18 protein-coding genes and 1 tRNA gene are annotated in these 16697 nt (G+C 65.5%); 12 read left to right on the top strand and 7 right to left on the bottom strand.

Annotated elements, in window-relative coordinates; translation table 11 throughout:
- Positions 1-9: 9 nt before the first annotated feature.
- Together ACQR1D_RS12750 and ruvX are read right to left on the bottom strand one after the other, a co-directional pair.
- Positions 10-933, bottom strand: coding sequence for an AEC family transporter (locus ACQR1D_RS12750; protein WP_316218301.1), 924 nt, complete (start codon positions 931-933; stop codon positions 10-12).
- A gap of 3 nt (positions 934-936) precedes the next feature.
- A complete protein-coding gene (ruvX, locus tag ACQR1D_RS12755; RefSeq protein ID WP_434894130.1) occupies positions 937-1422 on the bottom strand; it encodes a Holliday junction resolvase RuvX in 486 nt (161 codons plus the stop codon).
- Positions 1423-1593: 171 nt separating this feature from the next.
- On the opposite strand from ruvX, the gene ACQR1D_RS12760 reads away from it, so the two are divergent.
- Complete coding sequence (locus ACQR1D_RS12760) at positions 1594-3183, top strand: ABC-F family ATP-binding cassette domain-containing protein (RefSeq protein WP_434838249.1); 1590 nt, start codon at positions 1594-1596, stop codon at positions 3181-3183.
- Between the two features lie 46 nt (positions 3184-3229).
- On the opposite strand, the gene ACQR1D_RS12765 is transcribed toward ACQR1D_RS12760, so the two are convergent.
- Entirely contained in the window at positions 3230-4165 is a 936-nt protein-coding gene (locus ACQR1D_RS12765; RefSeq protein ID WP_434838248.1) for a cyclase family protein, read from the bottom strand.
- Between the two features lie 226 nt (positions 4166-4391).
- Entirely contained in the window at positions 4392-5282 is an 891-nt protein-coding gene (locus ACQR1D_RS12770; protein WP_434838247.1) for a LysR substrate-binding domain-containing protein, read from the bottom strand.
- A gap of 105 nt (positions 5283-5387) precedes the next feature.
- Here ACQR1D_RS12770 and ACQR1D_RS12775 point away from each other — a divergent pair, with 105 nt between their 5' ends.
- The 11 genes from ACQR1D_RS12775 to ACQR1D_RS12825 all read left to right on the top strand — a co-directional run bounded on the left by ACQR1D_RS12775 (position 5388) and on the right by ACQR1D_RS12825 (position 14258).
- Positions 5388-6374: an NAD(P)H-dependent flavin oxidoreductase gene (locus tag ACQR1D_RS12775; protein WP_434894131.1), complete on the top strand. Its 987-nt coding sequence runs from the start codon at positions 5388-5390 to the stop codon at positions 6372-6374.
- 9 nt (positions 6375-6383) lie between these two features.
- Positions 6384-7460 carry an NAD(P)H-dependent flavin oxidoreductase gene (locus ACQR1D_RS12780; RefSeq protein ID WP_315804082.1) on the top strand — a complete coding sequence of 359 codons (1077 nt, stop codon included), beginning with the start codon at positions 6384-6386 and terminating at the stop codon, positions 7458-7460.
- A 120-nt stretch (positions 7461-7580) separates the two neighbouring features.
- On the top strand, positions 7581-7868 hold the full coding sequence (gene gatC, locus ACQR1D_RS12785; protein WP_315804081.1) for an Asp-tRNA(Asn)/Glu-tRNA(Gln) amidotransferase subunit GatC: 288 nt from the start codon (positions 7581-7583) through the stop codon (positions 7866-7868).
- A gap of 80 nt (positions 7869-7948) precedes the next feature.
- Positions 7949-8185 (top strand): hypothetical protein, encoded by a 237-nt coding sequence (locus ACQR1D_RS12790; protein ID WP_434894132.1) that lies wholly within the window; start codon positions 7949-7951, stop codon positions 8183-8185.
- Positions 8182-9657: an Asp-tRNA(Asn)/Glu-tRNA(Gln) amidotransferase subunit GatA gene (gatA, locus tag ACQR1D_RS12795; RefSeq protein WP_434847085.1), complete on the top strand. Its 1476-nt coding sequence runs from the start codon at positions 8182-8184 to the stop codon at positions 9655-9657. Before ACQR1D_RS12790 ends, gatA begins: the two co-directional genes overlap by 4 nt.
- Positions 9648-9944, top strand: a complete 297-nt coding sequence (locus ACQR1D_RS12800) for a hypothetical protein (protein ID WP_434894133.1) — start codon at positions 9648-9650, stop codon at positions 9942-9944. The genes gatA and ACQR1D_RS12800 overlap by 10 nt, the downstream gene beginning before the upstream one ends.
- A 4-nt stretch (positions 9945-9948) precedes the next feature.
- Positions 9949-11427 carry an Asp-tRNA(Asn)/Glu-tRNA(Gln) amidotransferase subunit GatB gene (gatB, locus tag ACQR1D_RS12805; RefSeq protein WP_434838245.1) on the top strand — a complete coding sequence of 493 codons (1479 nt, stop codon included), beginning with the start codon at positions 9949-9951 and terminating at the stop codon, positions 11425-11427.
- Between the two features lie 1069 nt (positions 11428-12496).
- The gene (locus tag ACQR1D_RS12810) at positions 12497-12757 is read left to right on the top strand and encodes a hypothetical protein (RefSeq protein WP_434838243.1); all 261 of its coding nucleotides are present in this window, start codon (positions 12497-12499) and stop codon (positions 12755-12757) included.
- Positions 12758-12818: 61 nt separating this feature from the next.
- Positions 12819-13085 (top strand): hypothetical protein, encoded by a 267-nt coding sequence (locus ACQR1D_RS12815; protein WP_315740271.1) that lies wholly within the window; start codon positions 12819-12821, stop codon positions 13083-13085.
- A 126-nt stretch (positions 13086-13211) separates the two neighbouring features.
- On the top strand, positions 13212-13565 hold the full coding sequence (locus ACQR1D_RS12820; RefSeq protein WP_315804076.1) for a hypothetical protein: 354 nt from the start codon (positions 13212-13214) through the stop codon (positions 13563-13565).
- Positions 13566-13862: 297 nt separating this feature from the next.
- Positions 13863-14258 carry a tyrosine-type recombinase/integrase gene (locus ACQR1D_RS12825; protein ID WP_410051457.1) on the top strand — a complete coding sequence of 132 codons (396 nt, stop codon included), beginning with the start codon at positions 13863-13865 and terminating at the stop codon, positions 14256-14258.
- A gap of 21 nt (positions 14259-14279) precedes the next feature.
- Here ACQR1D_RS12825 and ACQR1D_RS12830 read toward each other — a convergent pair whose 3' ends face one another.
- The 3 genes from ACQR1D_RS12830 to ACQR1D_RS12840 all read right to left on the bottom strand — a co-directional run bounded on the left by ACQR1D_RS12830 (position 14280) and on the right by ACQR1D_RS12840 (position 16113).
- Complete coding sequence (locus tag ACQR1D_RS12830) at positions 14280-14795, bottom strand: hypothetical protein (RefSeq protein WP_316218306.1); 516 nt, start codon at positions 14793-14795, stop codon at positions 14280-14282.
- Positions 14796-14880: 85 nt separating this feature from the next.
- Complete coding sequence (locus tag ACQR1D_RS12835; RefSeq protein WP_316218307.1) at positions 14881-15615, bottom strand: hypothetical protein; 735 nt, start codon at positions 15613-15615, stop codon at positions 14881-14883.
- A gap of 404 nt (positions 15616-16019) precedes the next feature.
- A tRNA-Ser gene (locus ACQR1D_RS12840) sits at positions 16020-16113 on the bottom strand.
- Positions 16114-16697: the final 584 nt, after the last annotated feature.

Below are 16697 nucleotides of genomic sequence, written 5' to 3' on the forward strand. Positions count from 1 at the left end.
GCGCGGTGTTCAGCTCGCCCAGGCGATCGCGAGCGGCATGGTCAGCGCGGCCAGCACGGTCTGCAGCGAGATGATCTGCGCCAGCAGCGGCGCATCGCCGCCCATCTGCTTCGCCAGCACATAGGCGCTCGGCGAGGTCGGCACCGCCGCGCAGATCGCGACCACCACGAGGCTCGGGCCGGTGACGCCGAACCATCCGGCAAGCCCGATAGCGAGGAGGGGCATCAGGACCAGCTTGAGCACGACGCCGAGCGCGGCGGCCGGGCCGGCGCGCCGCAAGCCCTCGAAGTGCAGACCGGCGCCGGTCACCAGCAGACCGATCGGCAGCGAGGCCTGGCCGAGCGCATCGGCGGCATCGTGCCAGAGCTTTGGCAGCGGCACATGCGCCACGTTGAGCGCGAGCCCGGCGATGCAGGCCCAGATCAGCGGATTGCGGACGATGGTGGCGAGGATCTCGCGCATCGAGCGGCGGGTCGGCGAGGCATAGTGGGCGAGCACGGCGACGCTGAATACGTTGACCATCGGGATGATCGCGATCATGCCGACCGAGGCCACCGCGAGCCCGGTCGGGCCGAACAGGCTGCCCGCCACGCTCAGCGCGACGTAGGTCTGCCAGCGGGTTGCCCCTTGGAAGATCGACGTGAAAGCCGGACCATCGATGCCGGAGCGGGTGAGCAGCGGCCGCAGCGCGAGGCACAGCGCCGACATCGCGAGCATCGCCAGGAACAGGGCGCCGCCGATGCCTGCGACCGGCACCTTGCCGAGATCGGCCTTCACCAGGCTCTGCAGCAGCAGCGCCGGAAACAGCACATAATAAGTCAGCCGCTCGAGCCCGTGCCATTGCGTATCCAGCCGGATCAGGCTGCGCCGCAGGCCGAAGCCGACGACGATCAGCAGGAACACCGGCGCGAGCGCCGCGGCGACGGGGCTCATGAGCTAGCGACCGGACTGGCGCAAGGTCGCAAGCCGATCGAGCGCGCCCTGCAGGATGAAGATCGCTGCATGCGTATCGATCACCTCGGCGCGTTTGGCGCGGCTGACATCCATGCCGATCAGCTCGCGCTCGGCGGCGGCCGTCGACAGCCGCTCGTCCCAGAGGCCGATCGGCAGGTCGGTGATGCCCGCGAGGTTGCGCGCGAACGCCCGCGTCGATTGCGCCCGCGGCCCTTCGCTGCCGTCCATGTTGATCGGCAGGCCCAGCACCAAGCCGACCACCTTGCGCTCGGCGCAAATCGCCTGCAGTCGCGCCGCGTCGGCCTTGAAGGCCTTGCGCTGGATGGTCTCGACGCCGGTGGCGAGCCGCCGGTCGGGATCCGACACGGCGACGCCGATGGTCTTGGTGCCGAGATCGAGGCCGACGAGCGCCCCGCGCTCGGGCCAGCGGCCGGCGGCTTCGATGAGGGGAAGGATGGGAGCGGGCATGGCGCGCCGCTTAGCACGGGTGCATCCCCCGAGCCAGCACGGCAGGCGCATGGCTTGTCGCTCCGCTGCCATCGTTCTATATGGAGCATCGTACCGTGAACAGGAGTGGTGCCGTGGATCGCAGGACCAACATTGCCCGCCGCTTTGTGTCCTCTGCCATCACGGTCGCTAATGTCCTTCTGTCTCACGCTCGACGCGGTCGCCGCCGCGACACCTGACGGTCATCCTCTCTTCGACAATCTCACGCTCTCGATCGGCGCCGAGCGCGTCGGTCTGGTCGGCCGCAACGGCTCCGGCAAGTCGACCTTGCTCCGCATCGTCGCTGGCGTCTCGGAGCCGGCGGCCGGAGCGGTGACGCGCAGCGGGGCGCTCGGCCTTCTGGCGCAGCACTGGGATCCCAGTCTGCGTGTCGACGAGGCGCTCGGCGTCGCCGGTGATCTTGCGGTCATCGGCCGTATCGTCGCGGGAAAGAGCCAGGACGCCGATCTTGCCGATGATCTCGCGCGCGCGGATTGGAGCCTGCCGAGTCGTGTCGATGACGCGCTGACCGAGGCGGGCCTCGCCGGAATTGCGCTCGATCGCTCGATGGACTCGCTCAGCGGCGGCGAGCGGACGCGCATCGGCATCGCGCGGCTGCTGATCGAGGCGCCGGATCTGCTGCTGCTCGACGAGCCCACCAACAATCTCGATGCCGAGGGCCGCGACGCCGTCGGCCGGCTGATGCGGCGCTGGCGCGGCGGCGTGCTGGTCGCCAGTCATGACCGCGCGCTGCTGGAGATGATGGACCGGATCGTGGAGCTCACCCCGGTCGGGGTCCACATCGTCGGTGGCGGCTGGACGATGTTTACGCAGGCGCGGGAGGATGCGCGGGCGCGTGCAGCGATCGCGCTGGACCGCGCCGATGCGCATGTGCGGGATGTCAGCCGCGCCGTGCAGCGCCAGCGCGAAGCCAAGGCGCGCAAGGACAAGGCCGGCCGTGCTTTCGCCACCGCCGGCTCGGCCCCGAGGATCATGCTGGGCGCCCGAGCCGAGCGGGCCGAGACGACCGGCGGGCGATCGCAGCGGCTCGCCGAGCGCATGATCACCGAAGCGGCCGAGCGAGCAGAACAGGCGCGACAACATGTGGAGGTGCTGACGCCGCTCTCGATGGTCCTGCCGCCGACCGGGCTCGGCGCCGGCACCGAGCTGCTTGCGATGGAGGACGCGGTCGTGAGCGCCGGCGACAGGAGGTTCGGTCCCTGGACGCTCGGTGTCAGGGGCCGGCAGCGGATCGCGATCACCGGACGCAATGGCGCAGGCAAGACCACGCTGCTCAGGGCCGCGATCGGCGCGATTCCGCTGACCGATGGAACGGTCCGGCGCGCCGACGGGCGTATCGCGATGCTGGATCAACACGTCGCGTTGCTGGATCGCAGCGACAGCATCATCGGCAATTTCCGCCGCCTCCATCCGGCGCTCGGCGCCGAAGCGGCGCATGCAGCCTGCGCGCGCTTCGCATTCCGCAACCGCGACGCCGAGCAGACGGTGGAGACGCTGTCCGGCGGCGAGCGCCTGCGTGCGGGCCTTGCCTGCACGTTCGGCGGCGAGCGTCCGCCATGGCTGTTGCTGCTCGACGAGCCGACCAATCATCTCGACATTTTCTCGATCGAGATCCTGGAGCGGGCGCTGCGCGACTTCGACGGCGCGCTGCTGGTCGTCAGCCACGACCCGTCATTTCTTGCGGCGATCGGCATTGCCGGGGAGTTCGTCGTGAATGGCTGAGCGGGCACGGCAGACCGTGCCCGCAAAGCAGATGCGATTCAATGAGCTACCGGATCGCGATCGGGTTGATCATGCCCTGGACGCCGCCGCGCCAGCGCGGCTGGCCCAGGACGAACAGGAACTCGTAGCCCTTGTCCTTGGCGAGCTCAGCGGTGTCCATGTTCTCCAGGATGTAGGTTCCGTTCATCGCGAGCAGGATCTGGTGCACCTCGAACAGGTTGTTGGACTCGAACGGGATCGCCTCCACCGCCCAATTGTCGGCGCCGACGGCGACCACGCCCTTCGAGGTCAGGTATTTCGCGCCTTCGACGCCGAGACCCGGCTCACCGGCGCCGTAGCGCTTGTCGTCCTTGCCGATCAGACCGAGCCAGCCGGTGTGGAAGATGACGATGTCGCCCTGGCGGATTTCGACACCCTGTCTCTTGGCGGCCTCCTCGATCTCCTTGACGTTGAACGCCGTGCCTTCCTTGACCACGTCGGTGTTATAATAGGCGGCCATGTCGAGCAGCACGCCGCGTGCGACCAGCGGCGGCACCTTCTCGATGCCGAGCTTCTTCAGGCCGGTCGGATCGGCGAAATCGAGCAGCTTGTTGCCGTTGTAATAGACGTGCTCGATACCGAGATGGCCGAGACCGTCAATCTGGCTTCCGACACCGACCCAGCCCTCGACGATGTCGTCATTGTAGGTCGCCTTGTTGGGCCCGAGTCCGGGAATGCCCGCCTGTCCCGGCTGCACCACCGTGATTTTGAACGAGCGCGGCGGGTAGGCGGGGGTCTTGGAGTCGATGATCATGCCGAGCGGATAGGTCTTGCCGGTCTTCACCAGCGAGGCGGCTTTGACCACGAGCTCCGGCGTGATGTAGTTGGCGGCGCCGATCTCGTCGTTCGGCCCCCATTTCGATTTCGTCCAGTCCTGGGCTTGGGCTGTCCCGATCGCACCCATCATGGCAATCGAGCAGCCCAACACGAACGCGTTGCGCATCGCATTTCCTCCGACATGTTGATGTTTGTTGTTTTCGCGCTGGCCAGCGCTGCATCCTAACGTAGTGCAGGGCTGCCGGACAAAATGTTTTCGGATGCGTGCGCTGCACAGCGCCCGAACGTCGCATCGGTCGAAATGGCAGTGTTTTGCGGAGGTGGCGTTGATTCCGTGCTGTGGAATGTGTCTTGTGGCTGGGACGCCTGTGCACAATCTCTGGGCGAACGTCTTACGCCGCGATGTCGTGATCCCGGCAGCCGAGGCCTTCCATGAAGGCCGACAGCGCACTGCTGCGATGCGCCGCGCGGCGGTGGATGAAGAGCGTCTCGACCTGCGCATGGGACGGATCGAGTGTGTGCAGCCCGACGCTGCCGCTCATCGCGTGCCGCGTCACCACCGCGTGCGGCAGCAGCGCGACGCCCATGCCGGCGGCGACGCAGCCGATCATGCCGTCGAGGGTGCCGAGCTCGATCCGGGACGCGGCGGGCCAGCCGAAATCGTTGAACACCTGCTCCAGCCGCTGCCGGTAGGTGCAGCCGGTCCTGAACACCAGCGCGGTTGGTCCCGACGCCGCGGTCGCCGCGCGTAAGGCGGACAGGCTTTCGAAGCGCCGGGCCGTCACCAGCACCAGCTCTTCCTCGAACGCGACGACGCCGGCGAGGTCGGGATGGTCGATCGGACCGGCGACGAAGGCACCATCGAGAGTGCCGTCGAGCACGCTCGCGACGAGATCCGCGGTCGGCGCCGTGCGCAGGCTGAGGGCGACGGCGGGAAAGCGGCGATGGAAGTCGGCGAGCCGCGTCGGCAGGCGCACCGCGGCGGTCGTCTCCATCGAGCCGATCATCAGCGGCCCCTGCGGCTCGCCGTCGTCACGCGCGGCGAGAACCGCTTCGCGCGACAGCGCCGCGATGCGATCGGCGTAGGGCAGCAGGCGCTGTCCGGCGCCGGTCAGGGTCATGCCGCGGCTGTGGCGTTCGAACAACGCGGTGCCGATCTCGGCTTCCAGCGCCTTGATCCGCTGCGTGACGTTGGACTGGACCGTGTTGAGCACCTCCGCGGCGCGCGTGATGCCGCCGGCGCGCGCCACCGCGGCAAAGGTCTGCAGGTCGCTCAGTTCCACGGCCGCTCTCCGTTTTGAATCTGCGATGGCAGAGTTCTCAACTATTCATTTTCAGAGAATGCTACCCGCGCCTAATGTCCGGGTCCAGAGCACAGGAGAGTCTTCATGCCGCTGAGAACCGTGCTGACGGAGAGGCTCGGCATCGATCATCCGATCCTGCTGGCGCCGATGGATGTGATTGCCGATGCGCGGCTGGTGCGCGCCGTCAGCGGTGCCGGCGGTTTCGGCATTCTCGGCGGCGGCTATGGCAACCGCGCTTGGCTCATGCAGGAGACAGCGAAGCTCGATGGCCTGCGTGCGCCGTTCGGCATCGGCTTCATCACCTGGTCGCTGGCGAAGCAGCCGGAGTTGCTCGAGATCGCGCTTGCGGCCAAGCCCACCGCCGTGATGCTGTCGTTCGGTGATCCCCGGCGCTTTGCACCGGCGATCAAGCAGGCGGGCGCGCGCTTGATCTGCCAGGTGCAGGACGAGGCCATGGCCGAGCAGGCGCTCGCGGCCGGGGCCGATGTCCTGATCGCGCAAGGAACCGAAGCAGGCGGCCATGGCGCCTCGCGGACCACGCTCGACATCGTGCCGGCCATCATCGATCTCGCAGCCGGTCGCGTGCCGGTGGCCGCCGCCGGTGGTCTCGCCGATGGCCGCGGCCTTGCCGCGATGCTCACGCTCGGCGCCGATGGCGTGCTGCTCGGCACGCGCTTCTATGCCAGCCAGGAAGCTGCCGGTGCAGACGAAGCCAAGCGCCGCATATGCGCGGCAAAATCAGGCGAGACCGTGCGCGGCATCGTCTTCGACCTGTCGCGCAACAATGTCTGGCCGGCGCCGTTTACCGGACGCTGCCTGGTCAACGACCATGCGCGGCGCTGGATAGCGCGCGAGGTCGAGCTGCTGCAGCAGGTCGAGCGCGTGTCGGCCGACTATGTGAAGGCGAGGGCGGAAGGCAATTTCGACATCGCCGCGGTCATTGCCGGCGAGGCGGTCGGCCTGATCCATGATATCCCGCCGGCCGCCGAGATCGTCGCGCGCATCGTCGATGAGGCCGAGCAGATCCTGCAAGGGCGGCGCAACTCGTCCGCCGTCTTCGCCAAGCAATAGGAGCAAATCATGTGGCCCGACCGCCGCTTCCTGGATCTCGTCAAGACCGAGCACCCGATCGTGCTCGCGCCGATGGCCGGCGTGATGGACGCCGATCTCGTCATCGCGGTGGCGCAAGGCGGCGGGCTCGGCTCGCTGCCCTGCGCGATGCTCTCGGCGGACAAGGCCCGCGAGCAGGTCAACATCATCCGCCAGCGCGTCTCGGCGCCGATCAATGTGAACTTCTTCTGCCACACGCCGGTCGAGGCCGACGCGGCACGTGAGGCCGGGTGGAAGAAGCGGCTCGGCGCATATTATCAAGAGTACGGCGTTGATCCCGACGCTCCGGTCCCGGCCGCGAACCGTGCGCCGTTCGATGCCGCGATGTGCGCCGTCGTCGAGGAGTTGAAGCCGGAGATCATCAGCTTCCATTTTGGCCTGCCCGAGCCGTCGCTGCTGGCCCGCGTGAAGGCGACAGGCGCTGTCGTGATGGCGTCCGCGACCGTGGTGCGCGAGGCGGTGTGGCTGGAGCGGAACGGCGCCGACGTCATCATCGCGCAAGGTGCGGAAGCGGGCGGCCATCGCGGCATGTTCCTGACCGACAAGCTCGCCGAGCAGGTCGGGACGTTTGCGCTGGTGCCGCAGATCGTCGATGCGGTTGATGTCCCGGTGATCGCGGCGGGCGGCATCGCCGATGCGCGCGGCATCGCCGCGGCGTTCGCGCTCGGCGCCTCCGGCGTGCAGATCGGCAGCGCCTATCTGCGCTGCCCCGAATCCAAGGTCAGCGTGCTGGCGCGTGCCGCGCTTGCCGCCGCCGATGACGAATCCACCGTTATTACCAACGTGATGACCGGCCGGCTCGCGCGCGGCGTCGCCAACCGGGTGATGCGCGAGGTCGGGCCGATCTCGCCGGACGCGCCGGCGTTTCCTCATGCCGCGACCGCGCTCGGCCCGCTCAAGGCGGCCGCGGAGAAGCAGGGCAAGGTCGATTTCACCAATCTCTGGGCCGGGCAGGCGCTGCCGCTCGGCCGCGAGCTGCCGGGGGCCGAGCTGACGCGGACGCTGGCCGAACAGGCGCTGGCGCGGCTTGCGAAGCTGGCGGGCTGACGCCAAAGGCGGCGTCACGGGCGGGGCGGTGCCCTGGGAAAGTCCGGAGGCTGCCGGTTGCGGCGCGAAAGCCGGCTCTGCTATAGGGCGGGTTCACTGTTTCCCGTGAGGCCCTATATAATGTCGGTCGATGCCGCCACCGTCCGCAAGATCGCGCAATTGGCGCGGATCGCTGTCACTGACGCCGAGGTCCCGCATCTGCAGGGCGAGCTCAATGCGATGCTGGCCTTCGTCGAGCAGCTCTCGGAGGTCAATGTCGAGGGCGTCGAGCCGATGACCTCGGTGACCCCGATGGCGATGAAGAAGCGCCAGGACGTCGTCACCGACGGCGACATCGCCGACGACATCGTCAAGAACGCGCCCATGACCGAGAACAACTTCTTTCTCGTGCCGAAGGTCGTGGAATAGCCAGGTGGAATAGCCGAGGCAGGTCCGCGCGCCCGTCGCGCGTGATCCGCTCCTTCAAACCGACAAGCGAGCCAACGCCGATGTGCCTGCTCTGCGACGATGAAGCGGCCTACAAGGCCTATATGGACTATCTCGACGCCATGGAGCGGCAGGGCAAGGCCGCCGACCCGGACAAGGCCGTCAACGAGATCCTCGACCAGCTCGAAGCGGCCGCCAATACCAAGAAAGCCTCCCCTGCGAAGAACAAGTTCTTCGCGGACGACGCCGCCGACGACAAGACGCTCTCCCCGTTCTTCTGCAGCCCGATCAACAGATGACCGATTTGACTTCGCTGACGCTCGCCGAGGCTCGCAAGGGTCTCGCGAGCAAGACCTTCACGTCGCTCGAGCTGACCGACGCCCATCTCAAGGCGATCGAGGAGGCGCGGGCGCTCAATGCCTTCGTGATGGAGACGCCGGACCAGGCGCGCGCGATGGCGCGCGACGCCGACGCCAAGATCACCAAGGGTGAGGGCGGGCCGCTGGCCGGCATTCCGCTCGGGATCAAGGACCTGTTCGCCACCAAGGACGTCCGCACCACCGCATGCTCGAAGATCCTCGGCAATTTCGTGCCGACCTACGAGTCGACCGTGACCTCGCAGCTGTGGCGCGACGGCGCCGTCATGCTCGGCAAGCTCAACAATGACGAGTTCGCGATGGGCTCGTCGAACGAGACGTCGTGCTTCGGCCCGGTCGGCAATCCCTGGCGCCGCGAGGGCTCCAACACCACGCTGGTGCCGGGCGGCTCGTCCGGCGGCTCGGCCTCGGCGGTGGCTGCGCTCTTGTGCATGGGCGCGACCGCGACCGACACCGGCGGCTCGATCCGCCAGCCCGCAGCGTTCACCGCCACCGTCGGCATCAAGCCGACCTATGGCCGCTGCTCGCGCTGGGGCATCGTCGCCTTCGCCTCTTCGCTCGACCAGGCCGGCCCGATCGCGCGTTCGACCCGCGATGCGGCGATCCTGTTGCGCTCGATGGCCGGCCACGACCCGAAGGACACCACCTCGGTCGACATCCCCGTGCCGGACTACGAGGCCGCGATCGGCAAGTCCGTGAAGGGCATGAAGATCGGCATTCCCAAGGAGTATCGGCTCGACGGCATGCCGGCCGAGATCGAAAAGCTCTGGAGCGAGGGTCGCAAGTGGCTGGAAGCCGCCGGCGCAGAAACCGTCGAGGTGTCGCTGCCGCACACCAAATACGCGCTGCCGGCGTATTACATCGTGGCACCGGCCGAGGCGTCCTCCAACCTCGCCCGCTACGACGGTGTCCGCTACGGTCTGCGCGTGCCCGGCAAGTCGATTGGCGAGCTGTACGAGAACACAAGGGCCGAGGGCTTCGGGCCCGAGGTGCGGCGACGCGTCATGATCGGCACCTATGTGCTGTCGGCCGGCTATTACGACGCCTATTACATCCGGGCGCAGAAGGTCCGGACCCTCATCAAGAAGGATTTCGAGGACTGCTTCGCCCAGGGCGTGAGTGCGATCCTGACGCCGGCGACGCCGTCGGCCGCCTTCGGCATCGGCGAGAAGGGCGGCGCCGATCCGGTCGAGATGTATCTCAACGACATCTTCACGGTGACCGTGAACATGGCCGGCCTGCCGGGCATCGCGGTGCCCGCCGGCAAGGACAGCCAGGGGCTGCCGCTGGGCTTGCAGCTGATCGGCCGGCCGTTCGACGAGGAGACGCTGTTCTCGCTCGGCGAGGTCATCGAGCAGGCGGCGGGACGCTTCACGCCGGTTCGGTGGTGGTAAGCGTCGCCGATTTCAAGACGAGCCTCGCGGGCGACGCGCCCGCGGCCGGCCTGACGCCGGTGCTCACCGGCCTGTGGTGGCTGGCGAAGGGCGACTGGGACCGGGCGCACAAGATCATTCAGGACGAGCCCGGCCGCGACGCGGCCTGGGCGCACGCACATCTGCATCGCGTCGAGGGCGACCTCGGCAATGCCGGCTACTGGTATCGCCAGGCCGGGCAGCCGGTCGAGAAAGATGCGTTGGTTATCGAATTCGAGCGGATCGTCTCCGCACTGCTTGGGAGTTAGAGCCATGACGGCAACCAGCGGCAAGCTGATGAAGGGCGCCACCGGCGACTGGGAGGTCGTGATCGGCATGGAGATCCATGCCCAGGTCACCTCGAAGTCGAAACTGTTCTCGGGCGCCTCCACCGCCTTCGGCGGCGATCCCAACAGCCACGTCTCGCTGGTCGACGTGGCGATGCCGGGCATGCTGCCGGTCATCAACGAGGAGTGCGTGCGGCAGGCCGTGCGCACCGGGCTCGGGCTCAATGCCAAGATCAACCTGCGCTCGGTGTTCGACCGCAAGAACTATTTCTACCCCGACCTGCCGCAGGGCTACCAGATCAGCCAGTACAAGGACCCGATCGTCGGCGAGGGCGAGGTCACGGTCGAGCTCGACGGCGGCAGGACCGCCACTGTTGGCATCGAGCGCCTGCACATCGAGCAGGATCCGGGCAAGATGCTGCACGACCAGTCGCCGTCGCTGTCCTATATCGACTTCAACCGCTGCGGCGTGGCGCTGATGGAGATCGTCTCCAAGCCTGACATCCGCGACGCCGAGCAGGCCAAGGCCTATGTGACCAAGCTGCGCTCGATCATGCGCTATCTCGGCACCTGCGACGGCGACATGGAGAAGGGCTCCCTGCGCGCCGACGTCAACGTCTCCGTGCGCAAGCCGGGGGCTCCGCTCGGCACCCGCTGCGAGATCAAGAACATCAACTCGATCAGCTTCATCGGCCAGGCGGTCGAGGCCGAGGCGCGGCGCCAGATCGAGATCATCGAGGACGGCGGCACGATCGAGCAGGAAACCCGCCGGTTCGATCCCGACAAGGGCGAGACGCGCTCGATGCGCTCCAAGGAGGAGGCGCATGATTACCGTTACTTCCCCGACCCGGACCTGCTGCCGCTGGAGTTCTCGCAGTCCTTCGTCGACGAGCTGAAGGCGGCGCTGCCGGAGCTGCCGGACCAGAAGAAGGCGCGCTTCATCGCGGATTTCGGCCTGTCGCCCTACGACGCCTCCGTGCTGGTCGCCGAGCGCGAGAGCGCCGCGTTCTACGAGGCCGTCCTGGAGGCGCTGTCCGACCGGGCGCGCGACGGCAAGCTCGCCGCCAACTGGGTGATCAACGAGCTGTTCGGCCGGCTGAACAAGGAAGGCCGCGACATCGCGTCGTCGCCCGTCTCGGCGTCTCAGCTTGCGGCGATCGTCGCGCTGATCGGCGAAGGCACGATCTCCGGCAAGATCGCCAAGGACCTGTTCGAGATCGTCTGGAGCGAAGGCGGCGACCCGCGCGAGCTGGTCGAGAGCCGCGGCATGAAGCAGGTGACCGATCTCGGCGCGATCGAGAAGGTCGTCGACGAGATCATCGCCGCCAATCCGGACAAGGTCGCGCAGGCGAAGGCCAAGCCTCAGCTCGCCGGCTGGTTCGTCGGTCAGGTGATGAAGTCGTCGGGCGGCAAGGCCAACCCGCAGGCGGTGAACGATCTCCTGAAGAGCAAGCTCGGCATCTGAACGACGCTCGCTCGTCTTCGTTCCAGCGGCGCGCACCTGGTGCGCGCCGTTTGTTTTGGCGTCGCGGTCCGGCGAATCGCCGCATGCGATTCGCAAAAAAGCCACCGTTGCCGAGCGTTCGGACGCACACGAGGACGTGTGCAATGAAAATTTTTTCGTTGCCAAAATTTACGACTCAGAGTCCGCGCGTTGCTCTCACCATGCGAGTCTGCACGCCGGCACGCCGGCATCGCCGCGTGCGACGTGTCCTACAGCTGTTCAGAAAAATACTTGCAGCACAGGCTTTTTGCGCAATCGCGATTAGTAGCGATCGCGGCCTTGCGCAGAGCGACGTTTGGATTTTCGCGATCGATCGATGCGCTGCTTCGCGCGTTGCGCCAGCCGCGTGCGCGCGCGCCTGTCAACACTTCCTTAAGCCGGAAGCTGTTTTTTTTCACTCGTTGGTGTATCGATGAGGAGTGCAGCTCGATTCCCGAGTGCACGCATCGACTAAGCCATCTCACATCGGAGGGCAACATGGCCAAGAAAGCGAAGAAGGCGAAGAAGGCAGTGAAGAAGGTCGCGAAGACCGCGGCGAAGAAGACTGCCAAGAAGACCAAGAAGGTCGCCAAGAAGAAGTAACTCTCGCAGTCCTCTGCGAGATGAGTCCGGCAGCTGATGCCGGCACGTCGTTGGAACGTTAGGTCTGCATGGCTCCTCGAGAGCCGGGCGGATCTCCTGAAGCTCCAACAGACGATAGAGGGTGTCGGCGAGACATCAGGTCAACGGTCGGATCGAACTTGAGAGCGGCTTCGCTCGCGGTGCGGTCCGGCAGAAGAAACAGGATTTCTTCGTTCGGTGCGGATCGCGTTTCCGGTCTGCAATCTCACGAGCGGCTATCAGCCAGAGTGGGATCTGATCCTGACGTGTTCGCCGACGCCCTCGATCCCTGAGCACCGCGCCCTTGGCGACTGTGTGCCTCCAACCTCCCCATAGACGAACAGCATCGTCGGCAGCTCGGCGCAGGCGTGCGCGCGCTGCGCAATCTCCCGCACGTGCTGTCGGGACGTGTCCAGTCGCGGTGCGGCTGTTGACCAGCGGCGTGGTGCGCTCCGCGCCAGCGCGGCGAGGCGCTTTCGCGGATGGTTATGAGTTTGCCAAACAGAACGGTAAACCGCTCTTTGCCGGGTTGAAGAATCCATTTCGAATCAATGCATTGAACCCGGCCCCGGAAAATGCGGGGTTCCGTGTTCAGGGCTCGTTCAGCACGATGTTTAAACTGCCTTTCAAACTTGATCGGTCATCCTTCGCGCATAAGCCGCGAGACGGCATGGGGATAACCAGGCGTTGAACAGTTGGACGGGGGCGTGCTCGGGTGACCGGCCGCCTCCTCGAAGCGAAGGAGAGCGACGATGTTTCAGGGACAACTCAATTTCGATGACGTGACCACCGCGGAGCAGGGCGCCAGCGGCGATGTGCTGTTTGAGCTCGGCATGCTCTATGCGAGCGGTCGCGACGGTGCGGTCGATCTGATCGCCGCGCACAAATGGTTCAATCTCGCCGCCCTCAGGGGCCGCGTCGATGCCGTGGCTATGCGCCGCGAGGTCGCCGAGCAGATGTCGGACGCCGAGATCGCGACCGCGCAGCGCGAGGCGCGCGCCTGGATGACCGCGCACTGAGCGAGCCAAGCCGCGGCTTGGCGGATCTCGCCCGATCGCTCATTCTCGTCGGAAGCGGGCCTCGTCGCGCGCCCATAAATCTCCTATCTGTCGTTCGGTGTGACGCAGACAAGCGGGATTGACGGCATGGGCCAGGCACGGCGACAGGCGCGGCGGCAAGAGCTGATCGACTGCCATGACTGCGGCAGCGGCGTCTCCTTCAGCGCAGTGGCGTGCCCGCATTGTGGATCGACCGAGCCGGCCGGGCCTGCGGTGCAAAGCCGGCGCGAATTGAAGCGTCTGCGGGTCGAGGCCCATAATGACCGCCGCCTCGTCGTGGTGACCGCCCTCTGTGCCGGTCTCGGCGCCATCTATGGTGCCGCGATGGGAGCAGGAGGCGCAGCGTCATGGTGGGCTGCGCTCGGCTATGGCTTCGTCGGCACCATCATCGGGGTGCCTGCCGCCTTCGTGATCAACATCAGCCGTGGCTTGTTCGATTGAGCCGCGCGGATTGAGCGGCAACCGTGATCACGGCGGCCAGGGTCCGTTGCGATCCGGCAGGTGCGTGAACGGCTCGGCTTTGATGCGGATGATCAGGGGGGAGGGGCCTGTTGGCCGCACCCAAGGGTGGCTGGCGGAGACGGAGGAGTTTCCCCTATGTTTGCCCCTGTCCGTGGGTGTCCGATAACTCGTTGTGGGTAGAACGTTTTTCTGATTTGATCGTCCCTCATTGGCTGTGGTCGTCTGCCCAGATCCGGATTTCTGGTCTGGGTACAGGGGCGGGTAGGAGCGGATCGCATGGCGGGCGGAACGTTGACGGCGCTCAAGGTCGCCAAGGCGAAGAAGCCCGGCATGTACGGCGGAGGGGGCGCCGCCCTTTCGAACATGGCCATGCTCGAGCTGCTGCAGGGCATGGGCTTCGGCGAAGACGTGACCGTCCACGGCTTCCGGTCGACCTTCAAAGACTGGTGCTGGGAGCAGACCGGCTATCCAAATCAGATGTCGGAAATGGCTCTGGCACACTCGGTTTCGGATAAGGTAGAGGCGGCCTACCGCCGCGGTGACATGCGGGAGAAGCGTCGACGGCTGATGGCCGACTGGGCGGCATATTGCGAAAGCCCTTCACTGAGTCGAGGAGCGCCTAACCCAGCTTCGCTAGATGCGCGCTATCCTGGAGGGGGCGCACGCATCTAGTTTCTGATGTTTTTCCAGCTTCTATTTGCCGAACGCGTCCGGCACCGTGACCGAAATCACGACCGGAGGGGGCGGTTGCCGGCGCTCTGGCGGGGTCCAGCGCCCAACTGCGTCCACTCTAATGCGCGTGATCGACGGTTCGTCCGAGCCGAGATCGACGTCGTCCAGATGAACCTCCGTCACCTGGTGTCGAAGCGTAAGCTCTTGGCGGTCGATCCGAACATATTGGCTGACCGTCTTGATCTCGCGGTCGCCGGCAAGAAACGTCAGTATGAACGTGCCGTCCGTTTTGCTGCCCCGCTGACCATTCTCGGCCCGCAGATCGATCGAGAACTTGCCATTGCCCTTCGGCGTCACAGTAAACGTGGCGTAGTGCTGGCTGGTGTTTGGGATATCTGAGCCGAGCCGGATTGTCTTGGTGTGATCAGGCCAGTTGGCAAAGTTGGGGCTCGGCATATTGGCAGACGCCGGGGCAATCATGTTCAACGCGAGAGTTGCAGCGGAGGCGGCTGCCAGCAGCAAGGTTGCGTATCTCATTTGAGGGCTCCAAGTATGGGCAACATTGCCCGCCCTCTCGACTACAGTCAGCATCACGACGTGACATTGGAAAAAACTGTATAGATCATCGATGAGATAGTTGCCGGCTTTTGGCAGTCGGCCTGGTCGGAAACTCGGAACCAAAGTTGTAGGTCACAAAGCCAACTCGGATACCTATGGTGACGGTGATGGCAAGTTCAGCGCCCTTCATTGATCCCTTTGCTCTTAAGTTCACGTCCATAACGACGCAGGCGTACTCCACCCTGGTCTTCGCAACTTGGTCAAACTCGGCGCGAGACAACTCGTAGGGACGGTACTGAATCGTCGTGAAGAAGGTTTGCGTGTTGCGGAGGCGAGCCTCAGCATGTTCTTGAAGGATCTGCTTGAGCTTCTCGGTCGGCAGAATCGGTACGTTTCGCCCCAGTTTTGGGCCTCTCTCGACCAGACCCTCTCGGATCGCCAGCTCCAGGCGCTTATGTGCTGTGGTGTAAGTGTCGGCGTTCAGTGCTTCGATAGCGTCGCCTACGAAGAACGGCATGCCCTCTCTTTCGGCAGCCAGCACTTGGAGGAGCATTTTCGTTGTATCAGCGTAGGGAAAATTGCTGCACTGCCGAATTCGGTGGTCGAAATCTTCAATGGAGTTAGAGCAAAGGAGCGACCACGCCTGCATAGCGGCAGACTCGTCGACTTCGGCGGTGAATTCTAGGAGCAAACTTCCATGGGCGTCGCTACGGAACGCTAAGGGTCCCAGAGATCCAGCTTTGGTTTCAGAATGGCGCACGACCACCGAAAAGCGCCGAGGCTCGATATCGAGACGCATGGATGAATCTCCTGCGCCACAAATCTCCTGCTACACGATTGGTTCCGCGAACGCGGTCCCGTTGACGAGATCGGAAGCGTGCTTTTGCGTTGATTGCGAAGGCGGCCGGCCGAGATTTGCCTATGCAGACCATCCGGTCACTGGCAGCCAGCGACGAGGATCTTGTTTGCAATCTTCTCGACGCGGCTGGTCGAGCACCGCGCCGGCCAGCGAGGTCCGGACCTCGAAGCTGGAGGAGCCGTCCCGGATCAGGCGGACGAGGGTCCGGGTGCGCATGGTGTACCGTGAACGGACTGCAAACAGACTGTGCCGGGTTTTGTGTCGGTGGAAACCGCACCGATCCGCGCCATCTGCGGAGCGCTTCCGGCCGGCTCGATCGATGCCAAGTGATTGAAAAAATTGGCTGGCGGAGACGGAGGGATTCGAACCCTCGATAGGGCTTTACAACCCTATAACGGTTTAGCAAACCGCCGCCTTCAGCCACTCGGCCACGTCTCCGGCGACGGTCGGTATGCCCGACGCCGCGCTGAGCCGCAAGCGGCAGATTGCATGCGGTTTCGAAATCCTCACAGGGCCGCGGCTTCGCCGGACCGGTACGGACGGTGGTCTTCACCTTCGGCCCATCGATCCGGGCTGGACCTGCCGTTTGATCGGCCGCGGTACGCGTCGAAGTCGACGGGCGGTGCGAGCCCCCTCGATGATCCCTGACGCGGGGGACCCCTAATATAGAGGGTCGTCGGCAAAGGCGGCCGGTGGCAGGGGCGCAGACGGCATTGTCGTCCGGCCCGATTCTCGTTCAGCGCGTGGCTGGATTCACGGCCCCGGCGCCTGACTTGGGGCGGGTTCCGGGCGGGCGAGTGCTCGCGGCCTTAAGCACCTCAAATTGCGTTGTGACAAAACGACAACATAAACAGCGACTTAGGTGTTCCCGCAGAACCACGGTTCCGTGCCTTTTGTGCAACACCGGTCCGAAAAGGCGCCGCTTGGGCGCCGCAATGATGGTTCCTTTGTTGCGTGTGCAAAGGCCTTCGGTAATTCTGCTCGCACGACGAAGGGGGGCATCCCGACGTCGTCCCGTTTAG

It is taken from the genome of Bradyrhizobium sp. HKCCYLRH2047 (assembly GCF_051168175.1).
Taxonomy (GTDB): domain Bacteria; phylum Pseudomonadota; class Alphaproteobacteria; order Rhizobiales; family Xanthobacteraceae; genus Bradyrhizobium.

What these genes read in the sequence shown, in the direction of transcription:
- ACQR1D_RS12760 (WP_434838249.1), top strand. Translation starts at nt 1,594, where the DNA reads ATGTCCTTCTGTCTCACGCTCGACGCGGTCGCCGCCGCGACACCTGAC.
- gatA (WP_434847085.1), top strand. Translation starts at nt 8,182, where the DNA reads ATGACCGATTTGACTTCGCTGACGCTCGCCGAGGCTCGCAAGGGTCTC.
- ruvX (WP_434894130.1), bottom strand. Translation starts at nt 1,422, where the DNA reads ATGCCCGCTCCCATCCTTCCCCTCATCGAAGCCGCCGGCCGCTGGCCC.
- ACQR1D_RS12830 (WP_316218306.1), bottom strand. Translation starts at nt 14,795, where the DNA reads ATGAGATACGCAACCTTGCTGCTGGCAGCCGCCTCCGCTGCAACTCTC.
- gatC (WP_315804081.1), top strand. Translation starts at nt 7,581, where the DNA reads ATGTCGGTCGATGCCGCCACCGTCCGCAAGATCGCGCAATTGGCGCGG.
- ACQR1D_RS12750 (WP_316218301.1), bottom strand. Translation starts at nt 933, where the DNA reads ATGAGCCCCGTCGCCGCGGCGCTCGCGCCGGTGTTCCTGCTGATCGTC.
- ACQR1D_RS12825 (WP_410051457.1), top strand. Translation starts at nt 13,863, where the DNA reads ATGGCGGGCGGAACGTTGACGGCGCTCAAGGTCGCCAAGGCGAAGAAG.
- ACQR1D_RS12820 (WP_315804076.1), top strand. Translation starts at nt 13,212, where the DNA reads ATGGGCCAGGCACGGCGACAGGCGCGGCGGCAAGAGCTGATCGACTGC.
- ACQR1D_RS12775 (WP_434894131.1), top strand. Translation starts at nt 5,388, where the DNA reads ATGCCGCTGAGAACCGTGCTGACGGAGAGGCTCGGCATCGATCATCCG.
- ACQR1D_RS12790 (WP_434894132.1), top strand. Translation starts at nt 7,949, where the DNA reads ATGTGCCTGCTCTGCGACGATGAAGCGGCCTACAAGGCCTATATGGAC.
- ACQR1D_RS12815 (WP_315740271.1), top strand. Translation starts at nt 12,819, where the DNA reads ATGTTTCAGGGACAACTCAATTTCGATGACGTGACCACCGCGGAGCAG.
- ACQR1D_RS12835 (WP_316218307.1), bottom strand. Translation starts at nt 15,615, where the DNA reads ATGCGTCTCGATATCGAGCCTCGGCGCTTTTCGGTGGTCGTGCGCCAT.
- ACQR1D_RS12780 (WP_315804082.1), top strand. Translation starts at nt 6,384, where the DNA reads ATGTGGCCCGACCGCCGCTTCCTGGATCTCGTCAAGACCGAGCACCCG.
- ACQR1D_RS12765 (WP_434838248.1), bottom strand. Translation starts at nt 4,165, where the DNA reads ATGCGCAACGCGTTCGTGTTGGGCTGCTCGATTGCCATGATGGGTGCG.
- gatB (WP_434838245.1), top strand. Translation starts at nt 9,949, where the DNA reads ATGACGGCAACCAGCGGCAAGCTGATGAAGGGCGCCACCGGCGACTGG.